We start from the raw sequence: 21,394 nt of genomic DNA on the forward strand, positions 1-21,394 counted from the left end.
CTCTTCCGCCATTCGGCGGCAGTCTGCCGTCCAGCGGCCGTCCGCCGCTCCCTGCACGCGTGACGTTTCGCAAAGGACACTCCGGCGTCGTACAGTTCGCCGCACTTCCAGCACGTGTAGTTGTTCACCGTGTCGCCTCCCCGCTCAGGCCCGTAACCGTAGCGAGCGCAGCGGCAGCCCAGGAAGAGGCATTTCACCCCTCTGTATCGCGCCCGTGTTCTGCCTGACGGCCGGGCTGGGGCGGGTGCGGTTCATGCGGCGGCTGCGAAGCCGGGGGCGTGCGAGACCAGGAGCAGGCTGCGGGCACGATCATGATCGGTGAGGCCATGCCAATCGCCGTGGTCTCCGAGATCTTGCGCTACTCCACTTGGGCCGCCACACGGCTGTCTGCTCGCGTGCGCCGTGGTGCTGCCTGGCGCCCGCGATGCCGGGCTGCCACTCGGCTGACATGGGATGCGGTGAGCCCCCCGGGCCTGGTCCGTCACGGGCGCTGGTGCTCTCCCCGCGTCGATGTTCATGACTACGGATCACCGGGCTGATGGTGGCTGTCACCCGAAGCTGAGCTTTCCCGTTGGCACGTGTGGACGCGCCGCCCTTGGCGATCACGGGTCAAATTTCGCGCGCCCAACGCGAACCCCGCCCCTACGATCACCTGGTACGGCTGCTGGAGGGGCGGGAATGCTTGAGGACATCGACGGCGGGGCAGGGGCAGCGACGCGGCTTGCGGGAGGTGCGCCGCTTCACAGCACGCTTGATGTCGCCGACCCCGGTGACTGGCTCGCGCTGGACGCAGGGGTGCGTGAGATGGCCTGGCATCGCCCGGAGTTCCTGCCGGCGTGGGAGCACACCGCCCCGCTGCCCGCCGACCTGACTCGGCTTGGCGAGTCCCGGCTCGCACTCGCTCTCTGCCACCGCGACGGGAGGATCCGTCAGAAGGCGGTGCGTCAGTCGGTCCGGTACCCCGGTCTGCTGCCGTTGGTCGTGATCCGCTGCGCCGATTGGGTCGGCCCGGTGCGCGACCACGCCCGGCAGTTGCTGCGCGAGGCCCTGAACGTGGACTCTGCCCTCGGCCTCGCGCCGCTCATCCTTCGTGTCGGCCGCCGCGACAGAGGTGACGCCGGCGTCGATGTGCTCGGCCGGGTCCTGCGCCAGGCATCCCAGGGGCAGCTCGCTGTGCTCTTCTCCGACCCCGACCGCAACGTCCGGCGGTTCGCGTACCGGCTGGCCGTCGAGGGCCGGCTGCTCCGTGCCGCCGAGCTGGCCCGCGCCGCCGCCGGGGACCAGGACACCGTGGTCCAGGACCTGTGTGCCACGGCGGCGCTCACGGCTCTGGGGAATGGGGACGCCTACGAGGATGTGCTGCCTCCACTGCTGTCCGCGCGGAACCCGCGTGCCCGTTCGGCCGGCGTCACGGCGCTGAGACGGGCAGGGCGGTCAGAGCAGGCGAAGCGGTTTCTCGGTGACCGTTCCACACTCGTGCGTGCTTGTGCCCGGTATGTCGTACGACAGCACGGAGGCGACCCGGCAGCCTGGTACCGCGAGCGGTGCACGATGCCGGACGACCCCGAGTTGGCACCCGGCGCGGTCATCGGGCTGGCCGAGTGCGGGAACCGCGCGGACGCCGGACTGCTGCGACCGCTGCTCATGCACCCGGCGGCCGGGGTGCGGGCACGAGCGGTGGCAGGGCTGCGAACATTGGACTGCGTGGATGCGGAGCAGTTGTGGCCGCTCCTTGAGGACCCTGCCGCCGGAGTCGTCCGCGAGACCGCCGCCACCCTGCTGCCCTCGGCCAAGGAGCTGCCCGCCGACTGGCTGTTGGAGCGCACCGGTTCCGATCGGCCGCGGCACGTCCGCGTCGGCGCATTCCGGCTGCTCGACACGTGTGGCGGCATTGTGGCGCTACGGGCGGCGGTCGGTCTGCTCGAGGACCCGGACATGAAGCTGCGCACCTGGGCCGCGCAATCGGTACAGCGCTGGCATCCGTCGCCGGACGAGCGGCGCGGCGACGCGGAGGTGGGTGAACTTCTCGACCGGAGCGGGCACCTCTTCAGCGATTACGTACTGCGCCGACGCAAGTGGGAAGCCGGGCTGGACATTGGGGACTGTATGGTCCGGAACTCTGCTCAGTACGCGAAGATCGACAGCCTCTGGCTCCCCGAGACGACTCCATGCGGCGTCACTTCACCACAACCGCGTCCTACTCCCGTGCGTCCTACCACTGAGCGCCGGCAGAAGTCGGCCACCCCGGGGGAGCGGGACCGAGTCATGCAGAAGTACGCGATCATCCAGCACATCACGCGGTTCTTCCGGCCCCCGCGTGAGGCAAGACGACAACCGCCCACCTTCGCCCGGCAACTGGCGGGGCTCTGGCTGTTCGCGCTCGCCTTCGGGGCCGGGCTCAGCGCGCTCGGCTGGGACGTCGAATTCGGCATGGTGCTGCTGCTCCTCTTTTATGGCGACATCATCGAAGGGGTACGGCACCGCTGGCCGGCCGCACTGGCCGCGGTAGCAGCCCTGTGGGGTGGCGGCCGGCTCACAAGCGCCGTCCTGCCCGGCGCCCTCGACAATGCCTGGGCGCAGAGCGTTGAATCCGCTGTCGGTGTCACGCTCGGGCTGGCAGTGAGCGCCGCGATCACACGGCTCCCGGAGCGCCGACGGCATCGGCCCGCCGGGGGACACGACTCCGGGTTCGGCGGTCAAGATTCCCGGTAAAGGAGAGGGCCGCCGACCTCGGTGACAACAAACGAACAGGCGTTGTGCGTAGGCCGGGAGGAGGGGAGGTGGACGGTGAGGCGCCGGAAGCGTCCGTCGTCGGTCGTGCCGATGGGCGCGGTGTAGCCGAAGCGGGCCCGGGTCTCCACAGTGATCCCGCCGCCGGTGGTGGCGTGCTGCTGTCGGCGCTTGCGGACCTGGGGCTGCCATTGCTGCCGGACCGCGTCGTCGATCTTCGCGGCGACGTCGGCGCGGGCGTACTTGCCGGCGCCGCGCCGGTGACAGCAACGCTCCACGAAAAGGACTCCTACGGCCTCGCCCGGACCAATGCCCGCGCCGAACAGGCCGGCACACACTGCCCCCACCATCGGGAGCCGCCTGACGACCAACTCTGACGGGCAGGGTGTCTCAGCGGAAGGAGTCGGCGTTCTCCGCAGCCCACTGCTGGAACGGTCTGGCGGGGGAGCCAGTGAGCCGTGAAACCGTGTCGCGCACCAACAGCAGCTGGTCGTTGATGTCTCCGCCCGTGACGTCGAGCACCGCGTCCGCGGCCTCGACCCCGAAGACGGCGGCCATCGGAAGGTGGGCCTCCTGCCGACTGATCTCGATGAAGGGCACATGTCGCCCGAGCGTTGCCCCGATGACCTCGACCTGCTGCCGGGCGGTCACCGACTCCGGGCCGGTCAGCGCATATGTCCGTCCCCGGTGGCCTGGCTCCGTCAGGGCCACCCGCGCCACCGAAGCGATGTCCGCGGGGTGGATCGTGGGCAGCCCGGTGTCCGCATACGGCGCGCGGACCGTCCCGTGGTCGCGAATCGACTCCGCCCACATCAGGGCGTTCGAGGCGAACTGTGTCGGCCGCAGGATCGTCCAGGCCATGCCGCTGTCCTTGAGCAGCCGCTCGACCGCGAGGTTCTCGCCGGCGGGGCCCAGATGCGGATGGGTCTGGACGGTGATGGACGACACCAGCACCACGTGCCCGACACCCGCCCGCCGGGCGGCTTCGATGATGTCGGCATCCGAGCCCAGACGCGACACAAGGAACAGCGAGCGCACCCCGTCCAGAGCGGGCTTCAACGACTCCGGCTCCGCGAAGTCACCCTCGACAGCCTCGACCCCGTCGGGGAACTCGGCCCGTGCACGGTTACGGGTGAGCCCTCTCAACGGCTCCACACCCCGTGCGTGCAACTCCCTCAGCAGTGCACTGCCTGTGTTTCCGGTGGCTCCGGTCACGAGGATCATGGGCGCGTTCTCCTGCCGTCGGGTGATCAACTTGAGAACACGCTAGAAACTCAATCGCGCTTCAGGTCAAGGAACTCCTGGTCCTTCCTTCCGGCTGCCAGGCACGCGCGCGAACACCCCGGCGCTTTGCACCGGGGACTGCTCTCCATCGATCTATCACCGCCTTTGCCACACACGTGAGTGACACCGAGACTCACCGCTCTGGCACACATTCCGTGAGGACGATCACCGAGTCAGGAAGCCGTCACCAGACGTGGGCGACGGCTTTCAACCGGCCCAACCCTCGCTGTTCTCCTTGCGGTCCGGCTGGTAGAGCGCCCATGACAGTTGTTCGGCGAAGCCGATGACCAGCGGCAACGGCAACTGGGCACGTCGCAGTCCGGGTACGGCACACCACGGCCCCGCGTCCTGGCCGAGACTCGAACCGCCCCACACTCAAGGAACACCCGCTCTACCAGCACCGCGCTGAAGTGCGGAAACAGCACGGCCATGAGGTCGTCACACCGCACCACGCTCCCACATGACGCGACGTCACAGGACTGGATCCCCGCTGATCGTCCTCACGGAATGTGTGTCAGATCCCCTCCCTCAGCTACAGCCCCCGACGTGCCGGGACGGTGGTGCCCCCTTCCCGGCGGCAGGAGATTCGCGTAGTCGACGAGAGCGGCACCGCGCAGGGACCGGGAGACAACGGCGAGATCCTCACCAGGGGCGCCACCATCATGCGTAGACATCTCGGACGCCCGGACGAAGCAGCCTGGACCGTCGTCGACGCGTGGTTGCACACCGGTGACGTCGGCCGCCTCGACGCCGACTGGTATGTATCCGACTCTGGTCGGGCGCTCGAAGGCCATAAGCATCCGCGGCCGGGAGGACATCTACCGCAAGGAGATCGAGGACATCCTGGCCGGAGATCCGTCCATCCTTGAGGTGGCCGTGATCTGTGTACCCGGCGAGAAGTGAGGAAAGGTCGTCGTTGCCTACGTGCAGCCGCGACCAGGTCGGACGGTCGGTACGGCAGTGCTGGACGCACTCTGTGCGCGCAGTCTCAGCGGCTGCAAGCGGCCGATCTCCTCCCTCGTCGAGGAGAGGCCATCCCCAAGAACGCGGTAGGCGTGATCGACGAGATCGCGGTGCGGGCAGCCCACGCCGCGGGGACAGCCGGCGCCTGACGTGCTCGGGGAGGGGCACGCTCAGGGCTGTTCTGTGCCCCCGACGGCGCGCAGGAGGAAGGGCAGCAGGCGGTCGGCCGTCTCCGCGGCGGACGCCGCGTCCACGTCGTCCGGCATCAGCGGGGTGAGGAAGAACCTGCTCATCATGGGGCCGATCACCAGGTCGCCGAGGAGGTCGGCGTTCTCGACCGGTGGGATCTCACCCCGGGCCACCGCGTGGCGCACGATCTCCACCGTACGTTGGCGCACGGGCGTCACGAAACTGCTGGTGAGCGCCTCGGCCAGAGGCACGTTGTGGGCGGCCTCGGCGATCAGGGACCGCAGTACCCCTCCCTCCTTGCCGGTCATGGAGGCGGCCTTGTCCCGGAGCAGAGCGCGCAGATCCCCTTCGAGGGTGCCGGTGTCCGTGGCCGCCGTGAGTTCCTGGGCATAGGCCGCGGCGGCGGCGACGACCAGGACCTCCTTGGAGGGCCAGCGGCGGTAGAGGGTGGCGGTGGACACTCCGGCGCGGGCAGCTACGGCGGCGGTGGTGAGCCCCCCGTAACCGCTCTCGCCCAGGACGGCCAGTGTCGCGTCCAGCAACGCCCGGTCTCGGGTGGCGTCGCGAGGGCGCCCCCGGCGCCCGGCCGCCCCGGTCATCGGCTGTCACCCGCGGGCATGTGGAAGGCGGCGGTGTCAGAGTGCCGAAAGAGTTGATCGGGGAGTGGTTCGACGAGTTCGAGATACGTGGGAGAGGTCACACGTCAAAGCTTACACTCTTACGAAACGAAATGACTTCGTTTCGTATATGCTCGCCCTCATGACCCAAGACACTTACGTGGATGTCACCCCCTCGGCGGATCACGCCACGGAAACCGTGACCCGGCTGCGTGCCACCTTCCAGACCGGTCGCACCAAGCCTCTGGCCTGGCGGAAGCAGCAGCTGCGAGCGCTGCGCACCCTGCTGACCGAGCACCAGGACGACTTCGAGGAGGCGCTGCACACCGACCTCGGCAAGAGCCCGACCGAGTCGCACATGATGGAGATCGGCTTCCTCGTCAGGGAGATCGACCACACCCTGCGCCACCTCGACCGATGGCTGCGCCCGAGCAGGGTGTCCGTGCCGCTGTCACTCATGCCGGGCCGCGCCTGGACGGTACGTGAGCCGCTGGGCACGGTGCTGGTCATCGCTCCCTGGAACTACCCGCTGAACCTGGCACTGGCCCCTCTCATCGGTGCACTGGCCGCCGGGAACTGCGTCGTCCTCAAGCCCAGCGAGGTCGCCCCGGCGACCTCGGCCGTGCTCGCCCACTGGCTGCCCCGGGTTCTGGACCCGCAGGCCGTCGCCGTCGTCGAGGGAGGCGTGCCGGAGACGACCGCCCTGCTGGACCAGCGGTTCGACCACATCTTCTACACCGGCAACGGCACGGTCGGGCGCATCGTCATGGCCGCCGCGGCCCGTCATCTCACCCCGGTCACCCTGGAGTTGGGCGGCAAGAGCCCCGCCGTCGTCGAACCCGGCGCCGACCTCGCGACGGCCGCGCGCCGCATCGCCTGGGGCAAGTTCGTGAACGCGGGCCAGACCTGTGTCGCTCCCGACTACGTGCTCGCCATAGGCCGGGCGGGCATCGAGATGGAGGCGCACCTGCGTGATGCGGTCCGCGAGATGTACGGCACCGAACCGGCCCGCAACAGTGACTACGGCCGCGTCATCAACGAGCGTCACTTCGACCGGCTGAGCGGCCTGCTGAACGACGGCCGGACCGTCGTCGGCGGCGACCACGACCGCGACGCCCGCTACATCGCCCCCACCGTCCTGGCTGACGTCGACCCCGACTCGGCCGTGATGCGCGACGAGATCTTCGGTCCCATCCTGCCCATCGTCCGGGTCCCCGACCTGGACGCGGCGATCTCCTTCATCACCGGGCGCGACAAGCCGCTGGCCCTCTACGCCTTCACCGCGTCCAAGCGCTCCAAGCGACGACTGATCGCCGAGACCTCCTCCGGCGGATTGACCTTCGGAGTCCCGACCGCGCAGCTCGCCGTGCCCGGCCTGCCCTTCGGCGGCGTCGGCGAGAGCGGTATGGGCCGCTACCACGGCTCGTACTCCCTGGACACCTTCAGCCACACCAAGTCCGTCCTGGACAAGCCGCTCCGGCCCGACACGCTGCGCGTGACCTACCCGCCCTACACCCCCTCCAAGGACCGCATACTGCGACGGATCATGTGAGCCGGGCGGGCAACGAGTCGCGATGCCGCCGAGGACTGCACGAGGCCTCGATCCCCACATTCACCATGTCAACGAAACCACCGGCCGACCGATACCGCGGAACACGGCGGGCCCCCGCTCTCGCGGGAGAGTGCCTGAGGGCCGGCGAAAGGATCACCGATGAAACCTGACCGTGCGGAAGCCTTCCGCCTGGAGCGCGCCGAGTGGCTGCGCTTCTGCGGGGAATTGGACGAGAAGGAATGGAGCGCGGCGAGCGCTGCGGCCGGATGGAGCGTGCAGGACGTGGTGGCGCACGTCGGCGCCACGTGCCGCTCCTTCTTCACGCCCTCCGTAGTGACCATGATGCGCATGAGGGACCTTGAGCGGACCAACGACCTGTTTGTCGACCGGCGCCGCGGCCGGCCGGTTTCACAGACACTCGCCGAGTACGAACGGTGGAGCCGGATGATCGGCGTGGCCGCCCGGCTGCCCCTCGACCGGATGCGTCTGCCGATGGCCGAGCTCGGCTGGTACCCGGGCGGGATGATGATCGCCGGCGCCATGACGTTCGACCACCACACCCACCTGCGCCATGACATCGCTCCCGCGCTGGGGCGTCCGGTTCCCGGCACCGACGCGAACCGGATGGCCGTGGTGCTGGAGTGGATGTTCGCCGTCGTACGGAACCAGCTGAAGTCGGCGCGGCCGGAGTGGTTCGACCGTCCCGTCACCATCGAGCTGGAAGGTCCCGGTGGGGACATCTGGACCGTGGGCCCGGGCGCCGCGGCGAAGGCCGGACCGTCGGACAAGCCGGCCGCCACGATCACCGGACTGGCCGTCGATTTCCCGGAATGGTCCACCCACCGCGCCGACTGGCGCCATCGGGACCTGCGGATCTCCGGCGACGCCGACTACGCCGCCCGGTTCCTGGACTTCGTGCGGGTGGTGTGACCGTCTGCCCTGACCCGGAAGTCGATCAGGCTTGGGAGCTGCCCCATGGTCGGAGAGCCTTCCGTGAGGCCGAGTGATGAGATGCGTTCGGCCGTGGCGAGTGTGCGCCCGTCGGGCTGAGCGGCACGCTGTCCGGAAACGCATCGCGCCGTCGCTCGGCGCAGGGTCGGTGAAGGAGTATCCGCAGCACCGTCGGGCGTCCCATCTTTCGGATCGCCTCCTGGAGCTGGGGATCAGCCCGGCTCGCGGCAGCGAGGACTCCGCTGCCGGAGGCGCCGAACACCACCGCGAACCGATGCCCGCACACCGGCTCCCGCAGTTCCTCCCTCAGCCGGGCCCGCCCGAAGAACACCTCTCGGTCCTCCGGCCTGAACCTGGCGAGGCCCCGGCAGGGCGGCGTCGCTTCCTCGTCCTGCTTGCGGGCCGACCGGGCCGACCCTGCGGTCTGGGCCGGCGAAGTCGCCGAGCAGCCCGCGCTCCGGGCCATCGCCCGATACGACAGTCCACCGGCTGCCGTGCGCGGCTGCCGCGGCTCATGCGCGAGGCGCTGTACCGGACCGGCTGCCGGATCCACCGGTCTTTCGGGACGTCCCACAGCCGGGTACCTCCGTCCTGCAAGGGGAGACAAGGGCGGCTGCGCAGCAGACATGCGTTTCGCGTTCGTTGCCAACCCATCCCCTTGCCATACGCATCCTTGATCAGACGTGACGGGTCTCTGACCTCGAACAATCCGCTGCGCCGAACCGAATTGATTGTGCCCTCGGCAGGTAGGTGCTGATCAACCTTCCGGTCGTCATCGTTGGCCGTGGCGTCGACCGGTCCGGCGTCCGAGCACCGGACAGCGACGCGCTTCAGAGCACCTCCGGAACACTTCAGGAACAACGAGGACGGACACGGATATGAGCAGCCAGATCTTTCCCCGCACGAGACTGATCGGCACCATCGCCACGGCCACGGTCGGCGCCCTGCTGGTCGGCGGGGCCTGCACGTCGCTTCCCCACGCCGCCGCACCCATCAAGTCCCTCCAGACCCAGTTGGTCGCGAACGACAAGATCAGCAACAGCTTCTCCATCAGCTTCGGTGCCGACCGGGCCACGATGGCCGCGCGCTACCGCACGGTGATCCAGCAGATCAGGGAGCGTGTGCGGAGCCAGAAAATGCTGACGTACACCACCCGCGACGGGAGATCGGTCACGGTCCGCGAGTCCCTGTACGACTCTGTCCTCCCGGAGGCGTCCAGCAGCACGCAGGACTACTTCGCCGTGCACCTTCAGGACCGGGACGGCACCTCCCAGGTCAGCCTCGTCCTGGACACGGGCAACCTGTACGTCGTCGGTTTCTGGGACCACGCGACCAGCACGTACTACCGCATGGGGGCGGGGCCCACGAACCCCGTAGGGGCGCGCACCGTCAGCGACGACTGGCTCACCAGCGGCCACTACGCGTACCTGACCGGAAACCAGGCGGGCAACTTCAACCGCCGGGACCAGGCGATCAACATCAACTCCATCAGAACCGCAATCGCGACCCTACGGAACCCCCACTCCTTCAGGCCCCAGGACGCGCAGGCGATCACCCTGCTCATCACGGCGTTCTCCGAAGCCGCTCGCTTCGACTACGTCTCCGACAGCATCGCGCGGACGATCGAGAACGGCGCGAGCTGGAACCTCGGCAACGTGGGCGTGTCGTTCACCAACAACTGGAGCAGCCTGTCGGGCTACCTCCGCAGCCGCCTGCGCGACGGAGAGCCGGTCCACTACTGGATCGACAGCAGGCTCCTGACCTCCCTGCAGGACATCGTCAGGCACCTCGCCGTTGCGTACATGGCATCCAACTGGCGCTACTCCGCTCCTCCGAAGGACGAACTCTGACCGACACCGCGCGACGACAGGGCCTCCTGGCAGCCCGGGCGGTGATCTCCCGGGCACGAACAGAGGGCCCTGACGCGTGTCCCGGCGAGAAGGTCTCGTCGTCGGTTCGGATTCGGTCGATGCCGTCGGTCGGCGAACCGGCTCGGCCGGCTCGGCGGCCTTGCCGAGGGGGCACTCCAGGGGGCCGCGGCGGAAATACGGGACCAGGATCAAATAGATGCATACCTGGCGCGGCGGCCTCGCCTTCAGTGTCCGATGGCGTTGACGGTGAGGCCGCGCGTCAACCGGAAACCTTCGGCCTTGATCCCGCGTCTGTGCAGGTAGGAGCGGTTGCTGCGGGAGCCGTACGCCTTGTCGGCCCGGATCCGGTCCGGATGATTGCGCGGCGTGCTCGGACCCAGCCTCGGGATCCGGATGGCTTCCAGGACCGCTTCGAATTGCGGGGAATCGCCCCGCTGCCCGGCCGTGATCACCACGGACAAGGGCTTCTGCCCTTGCTGGACCGCCAGGTGGGTCTTGCTGGTGAGTCCCCTGCGGGACGGACCGTCCGAGGGCATGGTCGAGCCGCTCGGCGGTGTCCTGATCTCCATGTGCAAGAACTCGGCGGTCGTCGGCGCGTTCGGCGTGGGCCGCGACGTGTTCAGCGTCAGCGCCACCCTCACCAGTGCCCAGGGCTACGCCGACCTGCCCGTACTCATCGGCATCACCATCGGCTATCTGGCGATGACGCTGCCCGCCGCCCTGTTCTTCCACACCGTCGAGCGAAGGTGGCGATCGTCCGATGAAGGCAGCCCCGAACGTCCTGGACGACGAGCCCGGCCCCAAAGCCCGTCGGCGCATCCGCCAGGGAAGTGCCGTCGCCTACCGTGCTGCTCGCCCTCCTCGGCGCGGTCGTCGTGCGCCTGGCCGGCGCCGGCCGGTTCACCGCCGAGAATTGGGGCCCGGTCCTCTTTCCGAGCGACGAGAACTTCGATGCCCTGTGGAATGTCCTGGGCGCAGGGATGCGGCACACCCTCGTCGCGGCCGTCGGCCCGACCGCCTACAACTCGGTGATCATCGCCGGGCTTGTGAGGGCCGGTGTGGAATCGCTGCCGCCCGTCAAGAGGTGATCCATATCGTTGGCAGTCAGAATCAGACTTTGAGTCTATGGACAGTGTCTGGTGGACTCGATGCCATGGCAGTGATGAACGAGCGCCTCGATCTGCGGGTCGACGGTGTGGATCTGAGTGTCGCAGCGAGCCGCCGGGACGGAACCGGCGTCCCCGTCGTCTTCCTGCACGGTTTCGGCTCCACGAAGGAGGACTACGCCGACGTCGCGTTCCACCCCGCGTTCGCCGGACGGCCCTTCCTCGCCTACGACGCTCCGGGCTGCGGAGAGACGGCATGCGAGGACCTGTCGAGGGTCTCGATCCCGTTCCTGGTACGGACCGCCCGGGCAGTGTTCGAGCGGGCGGGGATCCTGCGGTTCCACCTGGTCGGGCACTCCATGGGCGGGCTGACCGGACTGCTGCTGGCCCACCAGGAACCCGACCGCGTCCTCAGCTTCGTCGACATCGAGGGCAACGTGGCCTCGGAGGACTGCTTCCTGAGCCGCCAGATCCTCACCCACCCCTCGGGCGACGCCGAACGCTTCCTGGCCGACTTCACCGAACGGGCACGCCGTGCACCGCAGTTCGGCAGCGCCCTGTACGCGGCGGGTCTGCACCACAAGGTCCGGGCCGACGCGGTGCGTGGGATCTTCGAGTCGATGGTCGACCTGTCCGACCACGGCGACCTGATGACGAAGTTCCTGTCGCTGCCCTTCCCCCGCATGTTTCTGTACGGCGAGCAGAACTCCTCCCTGTCGTACCTGACGAAACTCGCCGCGAACGGCGTCGAGTTGGCGGAGATGCCACACAGCGGGCACTGGCCGATGTACTCCAACCCGGTCGCGATGTGGGAACGGATCGCCGACTTCCACGCCCGCGCCCAGCACTGACCAATCCCGACGGCACCGATGCTTCCCTTCCGGCCTTCCCAGGCCATCTCCCGTGTCCACGCGACCACCCCCGCCGAGGTCGCCACCGCTATCCGCCACGTCCACCGCACCTTCAACGGTCCCGTCAACGCCGCCGTGCAGCGCGCCGCCCTCACGGCCCTCCGGCTGGGCCCCGAGATCGCCGCGCCCATGTTCAAGGCGTACCAAGAGCGCCTTCTACGCGTTCGCCCGCTACGACGCCGACCTGCCGTCGACGTAAGTGACGCGCTTCCTCCTTGAGGAGGGCATCACCCGCATCACCACGGCCCGCGAACGGCTCCGGACCACCGGGGTGCCCTCGGCTCACGCATAGCCGCCGTCGTCTCCGCCCGGTTCATACGCGCCGTTGCCCGGGCGGGAACAGCCCCGGCCGCCCCACCCCTTGGCGGCCGGGGCCGTACGCATGCCCGTGGGGAGCGAGAAGAGAAGAGGGGCGCGGCGTGCTGCCGCCGGGGCCGGCAAGGCTCACGGCGGCAGCACGCCGCGCCAGGTGGATCTTCGTCAGCTCATCCGGTCGGCAAGTCGTAGTACCGCAGGGTCGTCACGCCCGTGCGGATGGCTTCGAGGGCCCGCTGTTCGGCGGCCACACGGGCGTCGGCCCGGTCGAGGGTCTGAGTCACGCCCTGCGCGGGGACGACCACCACGCCGTCCGCGTCGCCGACCACGAGGTCGCCGGGGTGCACCACGACATCCGCTACGCGTACCGGGGAGGCGAACCGGCCGGGATGTTCCTTTCCGGTGCCGACGACGGTGATGTGCCGGGCGAAGACGGGGAAGCCCAGCTCCGCCTGTTCGGCGGTGTCCCGTACCCCGCCGTCCACGACCAGGCCGAGGACGCCCCGCTGCTGGGCGGCGACCGCCAGGATCTCGCCCCAGTGGCCGTGCCGGGCGCCCTGGAGGTCGACGACGAGGACACTGCCGGCGGGGGCCTCGGCCACCGCCCGGTGCAGGGCGAGGTTGTCGCCGCCGATGCCCTGGACGGTGAACGCCGGGCCGGCCACGCAGGCTCCTGGCCAGGCGGCGCGCAGGGCGGGATCACAGGCGTGGGCGGTACCGGCGGAGGCTTCGTAGAGGGTGGCGGTGCTGTGCCCGCGGGCCATGTCCGTCATGCCTGGCTCCTGGTCTGAAGGGTGTGGTAGCCGAACTCGACGCGGGCCTCGCGCAGGGTGCGGCCGGCGCGTGCGGCGGCGACGATGTCCGCCTCGACGCGTTCGATGCGTTCGGCGCTCTCGACGATCCGCTCGGCCTCGGCGGCCGGTACGACGACCACGCCGTCGGCGTCGGCGCACACCAGCGCACCGGGGCGGACCTCGATGCCGCACACCGTCACCGGATCGCCGACGGCCACGAGCCGTACCCGGTCCTTGCCGGTGCGCATGAACCTGCCCCGGCTGAAGAGCGGGTAGTTCTGCGTGAGGGACGCCGAGACGTCGCGGCAGACGCCGTCGATCACGGTGCCGGCGATGCCGCTGTGGGCCGCGACCTCGGTCATGATGCCGCCCCAGACGGTGACGTCGGTACGGCCGGAGTTGTCGATGACGACGACGGCGCCCGGCGGTACGTCGTCGAGGAAGTCGCCGACCGTGCCGGGGCCGGCCTCGTCGACCGGTGCGTAGCGGACGGTGAAGGCCGGGCCGACCGCGCGGAAGTCGTCGGCCAGCGGAGTGATGCCGCGCAGGGCGCCCTCGATCCCGATCCGGTCGAGGGCGTCAGAGATCGCGGCGGTCGGCAGTGCACTGAGCCGCGCGGCGAGGTCGCTCATCACCGCACCTCCGTTCCGGCCAGGCGGGCGTCCCGCATCGCTTCCGGCAGCGGGACCCCGGCCCGTACCTCGGCCTCGACGGCGGCCTCCCGGTCCGCGAGCCGCCGGGCCTCCCGGAGCACCTCGGCGGCGCGCTCGCGCGGGACGACCACGACACCGCCCTCGTCAGCCAGCACCACATCGCCGGGGTGGACGGTCACCTCACCCAGCGGGACCGGCACGCCGGACGACTTCTGCCGCAGCCGGCCGCGCGCGGTCACCGGCACCTGGGCGCGGGCGAACACCGGGAAGCCGATCGCGCGCGCCTGCCCGACGTCCCGGCAGGCGCCGTCCGTGATCACGCCGCGGACGCCGCGCACGGAGGCGCCGACGCTGACGATTCCGCCCCACGAGGACACATCGGTACGGCCGCCGTTCGCGACCACGACGACGTCCTCGGCACCGGCCTCGGCGACCGCACTCGTCAGGATGTGCGCCCCGCCGTGCTCACCGGTCAGGGGTGCGAGTTCGATGGTCCGGGCGAACCCGGTCACCTTGGGAGTGCCCCACATCGGAGGCAGACCGCCCTGTCCGGGCGGAAGGCCGCAGGCGTCGAGGGCGTCGGACACGGTGGCGCTGTCCAATGCCTCGAACTGCGCCAACAGGGAAGTTTCAACGGTCATGCGGTTCAGTCAAACCCAACAGATTCATATACTGAAGGTCTGATTTCCTCTCTCTTCGATATGTGGAGCGTCTGATGATCGAGGTCCGTCAGGCCCGCTACTTCCTCGCCGTCGCGGAGACGCTCCACTTCGGCCGGGCGGCGGAACGGCTGAGGATGTCGCAGCCGCCGTTGAGCCAGGCGATCCTGCAGCTGGAGCGGCAGCTCGGCGTGCGGCTGTTCGACCGCAGTGAGCGCAGGGTGCGGCTGACGGAGACCGGCCGGGCTTTCGCCGAGGAGTGCCGCAAGCTGGTGGCGGCCGCCCGGCACGCTCATGACGTGGCGGCCCAGGCCGAGGCCGGGCTGGTGGGCACCTTGCGGATCGGGGTGGTGACCTCGGCGTTGAGCGAGCCGCTGCTGGGCACGCTGGCCGCCTTCCGTGAGGCCCGGCCACGCGTCGACCTGCATCTCACGGAGGTCGACACGGGGGAGGGGCAGGAGGCGGTCGCACGGCACGAGATCGACCTCGCCGTCATCCGGCCGAGCGCACCGGTGCGCGGTCTGCGGATGCGGCCCTGGCGGCACGACCAGTTCGTGATCGCGCTGCCGGAAGGCCATCCGCTGGCCGGGGACGCCACGGACCCGGTCGACCTCGCACGGTTCGCGGACGAGCCCTGGGTGTGGCTGCGCCGAGGCGCCTCCCCCGACTACCACGATCAGCTCATGGCGACCTGCCGCAGAGCCGGGTTCACCCCCGACGCACGCCACATCACCAATTCCATCCTCACCCAACTGGCGATGGTGGCCTGCGGTTTGGGCGTCACCCTCGTACCGAACGTCGCGGTCCGCTCGCTCCAGGGCCCCCTCGCCTACCGGCCCCTCACCGACTCCGCAGACATCGTGGAACTGTCCCTCGTCACCCGGGACGGCACGCACGAGCCGCTCGTGGAGGAGTTCCTGCGGCACGCGGCGAGGGACAGGCGGGAGACGGACCAGGCACACTCCCGCGACTCGGACCAGGCACGCGCCCGTGACCCGGACCAGGCACGCTCAACGTGACTCACCCGCCCGGGCCAGGACACCCCGCGCGTGTTCGAGGACCGGCCGGTCGACCATCCGTCCGTCGACGGTCGTGACCGAGTCACCGGCGTCGAGGACGCCACGCGCCCAGCGCAGTTCACCGGCGGTGGGAGTGAATCCGTCGGCCACGGGCCCCACTTGAGCGGGATGGACGCAGAGTTTTCCGGTGAACCCCAGTCGTCGGGCATGTGCGACGTCCGTGTCGAGCGCGTCGGCGTCCCGTACGGCGGTGGTGACACCGTCGAGGGGCGGGTGGACACCGGGAGTCGCCGCGGAGGCGAGGACCAGCCGGGAGCGGGCGTGGGTGAGGGCGAGGTGGTCGTCGTGGGCGACGCCGAGCTGGGTGGCCAGGTCCACGTTGCCGAAGGCGGCGCGCACGACACCGGGCACGGCGCACACCTCACGGGCCCGCTCGATGCCGAGAGCGGTTTCGACCAGCGGGATCAGCGGGCAGCGTCCGGCCGTACGGGCGGCGATCTCCGCGAGGACGGCCGGGTCCTCGGCCTTGGGGACCATGATCGGGCAGCCGTGGTCGGCCGCCCGTGACAGGTCCGCCTCGAACCACGCGCTACCGGGCGGATTGACGCGTACGACGGCTCTGTTGCCGAGGGTGAGCCAGGTGTCGGCGTTGTCGCGGGCGCGGTCCTTGTCGTCGGGGGCGACGGCGTCTTCGAGGTCGACGATGACGAGGCCGGCGCCGGAGGCGGTGGCCTTGTCGAAGCGGTCGGGCCGGTGACCGGGGACGAAGAGCAGGGTTCGCGCGGCGGCGATGCGGGCGGTGTCCGGGTGGCTCGGGGCCGGGCTCGGGCTCATACGAAGGTCACCTCGGCGGTGGCGTGGCGCGCCTCGCGGTGGGTGGCGAGGCGCAGCCGGGCGTGGCCGTCGGTGGGTGTGCCGTCGGCGAGGAGGTGCTCGCCGAGGAATGCCGGCCGGTGCAGCCGGTAGGACAGCGAGCGCACCTGCCGCTCCGGGGCGTTACGGCGGACCAGTTCCAGCATGAGCAGGGCCAGCAGCGGGCCGTGGACGACGAGTCCGGGGTAGCCCTCCACATCACGGCAGTACGGGGTGTCGTAGTGGATGCGGTGGGCGTTCGCGGTGAGCGCGCTGAACCGGAACAGCAGGGCCTCGGTCGGGTGCAGACGCAGGTGCCACGGTCCCTCGGGCTCCGGTACGGCCCGTACGTCGAGTGCGACCGGGTGCCGGGGTGCGGAGCCGGTGCCCGACCGGTAGACGATGTCCTGCTCCTCCACCAGACACAGACGGCCGTTCTGCCGGAACTCCTGGCGTTCGGTGACGAACAGCAGCTCACCGCTGCGGCCCTGCTTGGGGGTGACGGCGGCCAGGCTGCCGATCCGCTCGGTCGGCTCACCGAGCCGCAGCGGCTCGGTGATCTCGCAGCGCCCGCCCGCGAACATGCGCCTGCGGTCGGGGACGGGCGGCAGGAAGCGGGCGTCGCGCGGATGCCCGTCGGGGCCGAGGGCCCGCTGGGGTGCCCAGTGCAGGAAGTGGAGCCACTGCCACAGCGGCGGCAGCGGGTCGCCCGGCTTGGCGGCGGGCTCGGCCAGGTCCAGCAGCGCCGACAGCGCCGCCGCCGGAGCGGGTCGCAGGGCGTCCTCGTCGGTGACCGGTTCGGGGTGCCATGACTCCACGTGGGAGGCGAGGGAGACGGGCATGGGTTTGTTCCTTGCGTGATGGAGTCAGGTCAGCGGGGCGGTGGTGGTGGTCCGTGGGGCGGGCGTCGAGTCTTCCAGCAGGGAGGTGCGGGACGGTTCGGGTACGACCAGCGTGGCCAGGAAGGTCAGGCCGATGCACGCGGTGACGTACCAGAAGAAGACCGTCTCGTGGCCGCCGTTCTTCAGGGCCAGCGCGATCGGCTCGGTCAGACCGCCGAAGGTGGCGGTGACCAGGGCGTGCGGCAGGCCGACGCCCAGGGCCCGGACCTTGGTGGGGAACATCTCGGCCTTGATGACGGCGGCCAGGGCCGAGTAGCCGCTGAGGAAGGTCAGCGCCGCGGTCATCAGGGCGAAGGCGAGCCACGGGCTGCTCGTGTGCCCGAGGGCGGTCATGATCGGGACCGTCAGGAGCATCCCGCAGACGCAGAAGACGAACATGACCGGGCGGCGGCCGTGGCGGTCCGAGAGATGGCCCGCGACCGGTTGCAGCAGCATGTAGACGAAGAGCGCGGCGAAGCCGATGACGGAGACCGTGGACTTCGGGATGCCCGCGGTGTTCACGAGGTACTTCTGGAGGTACGTGGTGTACGTGTAGAAGGCGACGGTGCCGCCGATGGCGAGCCCGAAGACGGCCAGCAGCTGACGCGGGTACTCCGTGAACAGGGCGTACAGACCCTTGCGTTCCTGCGCCGTGGCGGCCTTCGCCTGCTCCTGCTCGAAATGCCGCGACTCCTGCATCGTGCGGCGCAGATACATCACGACCAGACCGGCCGCCGCGCCGATCACGAACGGGACGCGCCAGCCCCAGCTCTCCAACTGGCCCTCGGTGAGCAGGTTCTGCAGGACGATCGCCACGAGGAGCGCGGCGAGCTGGCCGAGCACGATGGACACGTACTGGAAGCTGGAGTAGAAGCCACGCCGTCCGGGCGGGGCGACCTCGGCGAGGTAGGAGGCGCTGGAGCCGAACTCGCCGCCGACGGACAGTCCTTGGAGCAGGCGTGCGAGGACCAGCAGGACGGGGGCCCAGAGCCCGATGCTCCGGTGGCCGGGGGCGAGGGCGATGGTGAGCGAGCCGACACTCATCAGGGTGACCGACAGGGTCAGTGCGCGGCGGCGGCCGTACTTGTCGGCATAGGCACCGAGGAGCCAGCCGCCGAGCGGGCGCATCAGGAATCCGACGGCGAACACGACCGCCGTGGACAGGAGTTGGGCGGTCCGGTTGCCCTCCGGGAAGAAGGCGGCGGCGAAGTAGATGCTGAAGGTGGCGTAGGCGAACCAGTCGTACCACTCGACGAGGTTGCCGAGGCAGCCGCGTACGACGTTGGCGGTGACCTGGGAGCGTGCGGGGACGGAGGTGCGGCTCTGCGACATGGGAAGCTCCGTTGCTCGTGTCGCGGTGGGGAGGGACGCGCGCGGTTCTCTTCGGCGGAGGCCGAATTCAACGGAAAAAGAGATCAGCGGAGGACGAAAGGGTTGCCGGCCGGGGCGCCGGTGTTGATCCAGACGCTCTTGTCCTCCAGGTAGGAGGTGATGGCTCCGATGCCGTTCTCGCGGCCGATGCCGGAGTCCTTGAAGCCGCCGAAGGGAGCCAGATAGCTCACCGCGCGGTAGGTGTTGACCCAGACGGTGCCCGAGCGGATGCGGTCGGCCATACGGAAGGCGCGGCCGATGTCGCCGGTCCAGACACCGGCGCCGAGGCCGTAGCGGCTGTCGTTGGCGAGGGTGACCGCTTCGTCCTCGTCCTTGAAGGGGATGACCGCGAGGACGGGCCCGAAGACCTCCTCCTGGGCGATGCGCATGCTGTTGCGCACGCCCGTGAAGACGGTCGGTTCGACGAACCAGCCCTGGCCGCCGACGGGTCTGCCACCGAGGGCGAGCCGGGCGCCTTCCCCCTGCGCGATGTCGATGTAGTCGAGCACCTTGGCGTACTGGGCGGGCGTGGTGATGGGCCCGACCTGGGTGGCCTCGTCCATCGGGTCGCCCGTCCGGGCCATGCGCGCCAGGTCGACCAGACGGTCCACGACCTCGTCGTGCACGCTCTCCTGGACCAGCAGCCGGGATCCGGCGATGCAGGTTTGTCCGGTGGCGGCGAAGATGCCGGAGACGGCGCCGTTCACGGCGGCTCCGAGATCGGCGTCGGCGAAGACGACGTTCGGTGACTTGCCGCCGAGTTCGAGGCTGACGTGCTTGAAGTCGCGGGCGGCGGCCTGGTTGATGTGACGGCCGGTGGCGTCCGAACCGGTGAAGGTGACCTTGCGGACCAGCGGGTGCTCGACGAGGGTGGCGCCGACGTCCCGGCCGAACCCGGTGACCACGTTGACCACCCCGGGCGGCAGCCCCGCCTCGTGGAGGAGCCGGACGAGTTCGAGGGTCGACGCGGAGGTGAACTCCGACGGCTTGATCACCACCGTGCAGCCCGCCGCGAGCGCTGGCGCGATCTTCCAGGCCAGCAGCAGGAGGGGCGAGTTCCAGGGCGTGATGACGGCGACGACCCCGACGGGCTCCTTCTTCGTGTAGGCGAAGTAGCCCTTCTTGTCCAGGGGCGGGACGGTGCCCTCGACCTTGTCCGCGAGCCCGCCGTAGTAGTGGAACCACTGGGGTACGTAGCCGACCTGGCCGTGCATCTCGGTGAACAGCTTGCCGTTGTCGCGGACCTCGGTCTCGGCGAGCCGACGGGCGTTCGCGGCGATGGTGTCACCGAGCCGCCGCAGCAGGGCACCCCGGGCGCTGGCGGTCAACTCGGCCCAGGGGCCGCTGTGCAGGGCGCGATGGGCGGCTCGCACCGCGTCGTCCACGTCCCGCTCGGTGCCTTTGGCGATCTCGGCCCAGGGCGTGCCCAGGTAGGGGTTGTCGGTCGGGAACCACTCACCGCCGGCGGCTTTGCGGCTCTCCCCGTCGATGAACATCTCGTAGCGCTGCATCCGCAATCCCGTCCGCTAGAAGGTGCCGAGGCCGAGGGCGGCGCGGAAGCCGTTCTTGTTGGCGACACCGTCGCGGGGTGGCAGCGCGCGCGGGGGCTCGGTGGTGTCGATGAGGACCTGGGCGTATGTGGTCGCCGCGCGGGCGGCGATGCGCGTGGCGAGGCCTTCGACCTGGGCGAGGGCGGTGATTCGCTCGGCGTCACGGATGCCGAACCCCTGGGCGACCGCGACGAGGTCGGTGCCCAGACCCGTGTGGCTGGGCTGCATACCGGTCTCGCCGAAGTGGGCGTTGTCGAGCACGACGACCGTGAGGTTGGGCGGGAGTCGGGCCCCGATGGTGGCCAAGGTGCCGATGCCCATGAGGTGTTCACCGTCGCCGGTGATCGCGACGACCGGGCGGTCCGGCCGGGCGAGGGCGAGGCCCAGGGCGAGGGGTGCGGCGCCTCCCATCGCGCCCCACAGGTAGAAGTTGGTGGGCCGGTCGCCGGCGGCGAACACGTCGTAGCTGGGGGAGCCGAGGCCGGTGACGACGAGCGTGTCCTCCGGGAGCCGGGCGATCAGGTCGGCGACGAAGCGACGGCGGTCGAGACGTACGTCAGAGGTGGTGGTCATCAGTTGCGCTCCCACTTCTTGCGGCCGATCAGCTTCTGTCCGAGGAGCACGGCGACCCGCTCGCCGGCCTCGAACACCGAGTCCAGAGCGGCCTCGACGGTCTCCGCGACGTCCTCGGGCTCGTCGGCCCGCAGCACGGTGATGCCCATGAGTTCCAGGGCCTGCCGGGTGGTGCTGCCCATGGGGCTCTGCCAGGGGTTGAACTCGGCGTACTCGCCGCGCATCGTCACCAGCGTCAGGAAGGGGAACCGGCACATCTCCAGCAGGGAGAACATGTTGACGCAGTTGCCGACCCCGCTGCTCTGCATCAACAGGACCGCGCGCTGACCACCCAGCCAGGCCCCGGCGACCACACCGACACCCTCCTCCTCGGTGGTGAGCACCACGTCATGGATCGCGGGGTCGCGCCGCGCCTCGACGAGAGTGTGGGAGTGGCCGGCGTCGGGCACGTAGGCGATCTGCTGGACGCCGCGCTTCTTCAGCGCGGCGAAGACGTCCTTCTGCCAGGAGGGCGGCGCGAGGGTGGGTGTCTCGTTCATGGGGCACATCATGG

21 protein-coding genes and 2 pseudogenes are annotated in these 21,394 nt (G+C 69.9%); 9 read left to right on the top strand and 14 right to left on the bottom strand.

Translation table 11 applies throughout. The features are described 5' to 3' along the window. Window positions 1-804: 804 nt before the first annotated feature. A pseudogene (locus tag J8M51_RS32775) lies at window positions 805-2,094 on the top strand (hypothetical protein); the annotation flags it as partial. 602 nt (window positions 2,095-2,696) lie between these two features. Here J8M51_RS32775 and tpg read toward each other — a convergent pair. Beyond that, the gene (gene tpg, locus J8M51_RS32780) at window positions 2,697-3,008 is read right to left on the bottom strand and encodes a telomere-protecting terminal protein Tpg (RefSeq protein ID WP_398857295.1); all 312 of its coding nucleotides are present in this window, start codon (window positions 3,006-3,008) and stop codon (window positions 2,697-2,699) included. A 112-nt stretch (window positions 3,009-3,120) separates the two neighbouring features. Further along, window positions 3,121-3,954 (bottom strand): SDR family oxidoreductase, encoded by an 834-nt coding sequence (locus J8M51_RS32785; protein ID WP_086759360.1) that lies wholly within the window; start codon window positions 3,952-3,954, stop codon window positions 3,121-3,123. Window positions 3,955-4,773: 819 nt separating this feature from the next. Between J8M51_RS32785 and J8M51_RS32795 the strand changes: the two genes are divergently transcribed. Beyond that, the gene (locus J8M51_RS32795) at window positions 4,774-4,917 is read left to right on the top strand and encodes a hypothetical protein (RefSeq protein WP_256965619.1); all 144 of its coding nucleotides are present in this window, start codon (window positions 4,774-4,776) and stop codon (window positions 4,915-4,917) included. A gap of 230 nt (window positions 4,918-5,147) precedes the next feature. Here the strand turns inward: J8M51_RS32795 and J8M51_RS32800 are convergent, their stop codons facing one another. Next, window positions 5,148-5,765: a TetR/AcrR family transcriptional regulator gene (locus tag J8M51_RS32800; RefSeq protein WP_086759362.1), complete on the bottom strand. Its 618-nt coding sequence runs from the start codon at window positions 5,763-5,765 to the stop codon at window positions 5,148-5,150. Window positions 5,766-5,925: 160 nt separating this feature from the next. Here J8M51_RS32800 and J8M51_RS32805 point away from each other — a divergent pair, with 160 nt between their 5' ends. Together J8M51_RS32805 and J8M51_RS32810 are read left to right on the top strand one after the other, a co-directional pair. Beyond that, window positions 5,926-7,335: an aldehyde dehydrogenase family protein gene (locus J8M51_RS32805; protein ID WP_086759374.1), complete on the top strand. Its 1,410-nt coding sequence runs from the start codon at window positions 5,926-5,928 to the stop codon at window positions 7,333-7,335. Between the two features lie 159 nt (window positions 7,336-7,494). Then, complete coding sequence (locus J8M51_RS32810) at window positions 7,495-8,265, top strand: maleylpyruvate isomerase family mycothiol-dependent enzyme (RefSeq protein ID WP_086759364.1); 771 nt, start codon at window positions 7,495-7,497, stop codon at window positions 8,263-8,265. Window positions 8,266-8,290: 25 nt separating this feature from the next. Here J8M51_RS32810 and J8M51_RS46335 read toward each other — a convergent pair whose 3' ends face one another. Next, complete coding sequence (locus J8M51_RS46335; protein ID WP_398857441.1) at window positions 8,291-8,914, bottom strand: nSTAND1 domain-containing NTPase; 624 nt, start codon at window positions 8,912-8,914, stop codon at window positions 8,291-8,293. A gap of 250 nt (window positions 8,915-9,164) precedes the next feature. Between J8M51_RS46335 and J8M51_RS32815 the strand changes: the two genes are divergently transcribed. Continuing rightward, complete coding sequence (locus tag J8M51_RS32815) at window positions 9,165-10,136, top strand: ribosome-inactivating family protein (protein ID WP_086759366.1); 972 nt, start codon at window positions 9,165-9,167, stop codon at window positions 10,134-10,136. 296 nt (window positions 10,137-10,432) lie between these two features. On the opposite strand, the pseudogene J8M51_RS32820 reads toward J8M51_RS32815, so the two are convergent. After that, a pseudogene (locus tag J8M51_RS32820) lies at window positions 10,433-10,681 on the bottom strand (transposase); the annotation flags it as partial. 321 nt (window positions 10,682-11,002) lie between these two features. On the opposite strand from J8M51_RS32820, the gene J8M51_RS32825 reads away from it, so the two are divergent. The 3 genes from J8M51_RS32825 (at window position 11,003) to J8M51_RS32835 (ending at window position 12,393) form a co-directional block, all read left to right on the top strand. Then, window positions 11,003-11,245 (top strand): hypothetical protein, encoded by a 243-nt coding sequence (locus J8M51_RS32825; protein ID WP_086759368.1) that lies wholly within the window; start codon window positions 11,003-11,005, stop codon window positions 11,243-11,245. Between the two features lie 65 nt (window positions 11,246-11,310). Further along, the gene (locus J8M51_RS32830) at window positions 11,311-12,114 is read left to right on the top strand and encodes an alpha/beta fold hydrolase (protein WP_086759370.1); all 804 of its coding nucleotides are present in this window, start codon (window positions 11,311-11,313) and stop codon (window positions 12,112-12,114) included. Between the two features lie 18 nt (window positions 12,115-12,132). Further along, window positions 12,133-12,393, top strand: a complete 261-nt coding sequence (locus J8M51_RS32835; protein WP_267299659.1) for a hypothetical protein — start codon at window positions 12,133-12,135, stop codon at window positions 12,391-12,393. A gap of 266 nt (window positions 12,394-12,659) precedes the next feature. On the opposite strand, the gene J8M51_RS32840 is transcribed toward J8M51_RS32835, so the two are convergent. The 3 genes from J8M51_RS32840 to J8M51_RS32850 are packed head-to-tail and all read right to left on the bottom strand — an operon-like array spanning window position 12,660 to window position 14,577. Then, the gene (locus tag J8M51_RS32840; RefSeq protein ID WP_086754426.1) at window positions 12,660-13,262 is read right to left on the bottom strand and encodes an RraA family protein; all 603 of its coding nucleotides are present in this window, start codon (window positions 13,260-13,262) and stop codon (window positions 12,660-12,662) included. Continuing rightward, window positions 13,259-13,915, bottom strand: a complete 657-nt coding sequence (locus tag J8M51_RS32845) for an RraA family protein (RefSeq protein ID WP_086754428.1) — start codon at window positions 13,913-13,915, stop codon at window positions 13,259-13,261. The genes J8M51_RS32840 and J8M51_RS32845 overlap by 4 nt, the downstream gene beginning before the upstream one ends. Continuing rightward, on the bottom strand, window positions 13,915-14,577 hold the full coding sequence (locus J8M51_RS32850; protein ID WP_086754430.1) for an RraA family protein: 663 nt from the start codon (window positions 14,575-14,577) through the stop codon (window positions 13,915-13,917). The genes J8M51_RS32845 and J8M51_RS32850 overlap by 1 nt, the downstream gene beginning before the upstream one ends. Before the next feature lie 74 nt (window positions 14,578-14,651). Between J8M51_RS32850 and J8M51_RS32855 the strand changes: the two genes are divergently transcribed. Continuing rightward, the gene (locus J8M51_RS32855) at window positions 14,652-15,614 is read left to right on the top strand and encodes a LysR family transcriptional regulator (RefSeq protein WP_086754432.1); all 963 of its coding nucleotides are present in this window, start codon (window positions 14,652-14,654) and stop codon (window positions 15,612-15,614) included. On the opposite strand, the gene J8M51_RS32860 is transcribed toward J8M51_RS32855, so the two are convergent. From J8M51_RS32860 to J8M51_RS32885, 6 genes are all read right to left on the bottom strand, one after another. Further along, a complete protein-coding gene (locus J8M51_RS32860; protein WP_086754434.1) occupies window positions 15,606-16,448 on the bottom strand; it encodes an HpcH/HpaI aldolase/citrate lyase family protein in 843 nt (280 codons plus the stop codon). The genes J8M51_RS32855 and J8M51_RS32860 overlap by 9 nt on opposite strands. After that, entirely contained in the window at window positions 16,445-17,308 is an 864-nt protein-coding gene (locus J8M51_RS32865) for a hypothetical protein (RefSeq protein ID WP_086754436.1), read from the bottom strand. Before J8M51_RS32865 ends, J8M51_RS32860 begins: the two co-directional genes overlap by 4 nt. Before the next feature lie 24 nt (window positions 17,309-17,332). After that, on the bottom strand, window positions 17,333-18,679 hold the full coding sequence (locus J8M51_RS32870) for an MFS transporter (RefSeq protein ID WP_086754438.1): 1,347 nt from the start codon (window positions 18,677-18,679) through the stop codon (window positions 17,333-17,335). An 83-nt stretch (window positions 18,680-18,762) separates the two neighbouring features. Continuing rightward, window positions 18,763-20,229, bottom strand: coding sequence for an aldehyde dehydrogenase (locus J8M51_RS32875; RefSeq protein ID WP_086754440.1), 1,467 nt, complete (start codon window positions 20,227-20,229; stop codon window positions 18,763-18,765). A 15-nt stretch (window positions 20,230-20,244) separates the two neighbouring features. Continuing rightward, the gene (locus J8M51_RS32880; protein ID WP_086754442.1) at window positions 20,245-20,841 is read right to left on the bottom strand and encodes a thiamine pyrophosphate-dependent enzyme; all 597 of its coding nucleotides are present in this window, start codon (window positions 20,839-20,841) and stop codon (window positions 20,245-20,247) included. After that, entirely contained in the window at window positions 20,841-21,380 is a 540-nt protein-coding gene (locus tag J8M51_RS32885) for a thiamine pyrophosphate-binding protein (protein WP_086754444.1), read from the bottom strand. Before J8M51_RS32885 ends, J8M51_RS32880 begins: the two co-directional genes overlap by 1 nt. Window positions 21,381-21,394: the final 14 nt, after the last annotated feature.

It is taken from the genome of Streptomyces griseiscabiei (assembly GCF_020010925.1).
GTDB lineage: Bacteria > Actinomycetota > Actinomycetes > Streptomycetales > Streptomycetaceae > Streptomyces > Streptomyces griseiscabiei.

Coding starts and splice junctions, on each gene's coding strand:
- J8M51_RS46335 (WP_398857441.1), bottom strand. CDS start 8,914: ATGTCTGCTGCGCAGCCGCCCTTGTCTCCCCTTGCAGGACGGAGGTAC.
- J8M51_RS32880 (WP_086754442.1), bottom strand. CDS start 20,841: ATGACCACCACCTCTGACGTACGTCTCGACCGCCGTCGCTTCGTCGCC.
- J8M51_RS32855 (WP_086754432.1), top strand. CDS start 14,652: ATGATCGAGGTCCGTCAGGCCCGCTACTTCCTCGCCGTCGCGGAGACG.
- J8M51_RS32875 (WP_086754440.1), bottom strand. CDS start 20,229: ATGCAGCGCTACGAGATGTTCATCGACGGGGAGAGCCGCAAAGCCGCC.
- J8M51_RS32865 (WP_086754436.1), bottom strand. CDS start 17,308: ATGCCCGTCTCCCTCGCCTCCCACGTGGAGTCATGGCACCCCGAACCG.
- J8M51_RS32885 (WP_086754444.1), bottom strand. CDS start 21,380: ATGAACGAGACACCCACCCTCGCGCCGCCCTCCTGGCAGAAGGACGTC.
- J8M51_RS32785 (WP_086759360.1), bottom strand. CDS start 3,954: ATGATCCTCGTGACCGGAGCCACCGGAAACACAGGCAGTGCACTGCTG.
- J8M51_RS32810 (WP_086759364.1), top strand. CDS start 7,495: ATGAAACCTGACCGTGCGGAAGCCTTCCGCCTGGAGCGCGCCGAGTGG.
- J8M51_RS32850 (WP_086754430.1), bottom strand. CDS start 14,577: ATGACCGTTGAAACTTCCCTGTTGGCGCAGTTCGAGGCATTGGACAGC.
- J8M51_RS32835 (WP_267299659.1), top strand. CDS start 12,133: ATGCTTCCCTTCCGGCCTTCCCAGGCCATCTCCCGTGTCCACGCGACC.
- J8M51_RS32795 (WP_256965619.1), top strand. CDS start 4,774: ATGTATCCGACTCTGGTCGGGCGCTCGAAGGCCATAAGCATCCGCGGC.
- J8M51_RS32800 (WP_086759362.1), bottom strand. CDS start 5,765: ATGACCGGGGCGGCCGGGCGCCGGGGGCGCCCTCGCGACGCCACCCGA.
- J8M51_RS32830 (WP_086759370.1), top strand. CDS start 11,311: ATGGCAGTGATGAACGAGCGCCTCGATCTGCGGGTCGACGGTGTGGAT.
- J8M51_RS32870 (WP_086754438.1), bottom strand. CDS start 18,679: ATGTCGCAGAGCCGCACCTCCGTCCCCGCACGCTCCCAGGTCACCGCC.
- J8M51_RS32845 (WP_086754428.1), bottom strand. CDS start 13,915: ATGAGCGACCTCGCCGCGCGGCTCAGTGCACTGCCGACCGCCGCGATC.
- J8M51_RS32840 (WP_086754426.1), bottom strand. CDS start 13,262: ATGACGGACATGGCCCGCGGGCACAGCACCGCCACCCTCTACGAAGCC.
- J8M51_RS32860 (WP_086754434.1), bottom strand. CDS start 16,448: ATGAGCCCGAGCCCGGCCCCGAGCCACCCGGACACCGCCCGCATCGCC.
- J8M51_RS32815 (WP_086759366.1), top strand. CDS start 9,165: ATGAGCAGCCAGATCTTTCCCCGCACGAGACTGATCGGCACCATCGCC.
- J8M51_RS32805 (WP_086759374.1), top strand. CDS start 5,926: ATGACCCAAGACACTTACGTGGATGTCACCCCCTCGGCGGATCACGCC.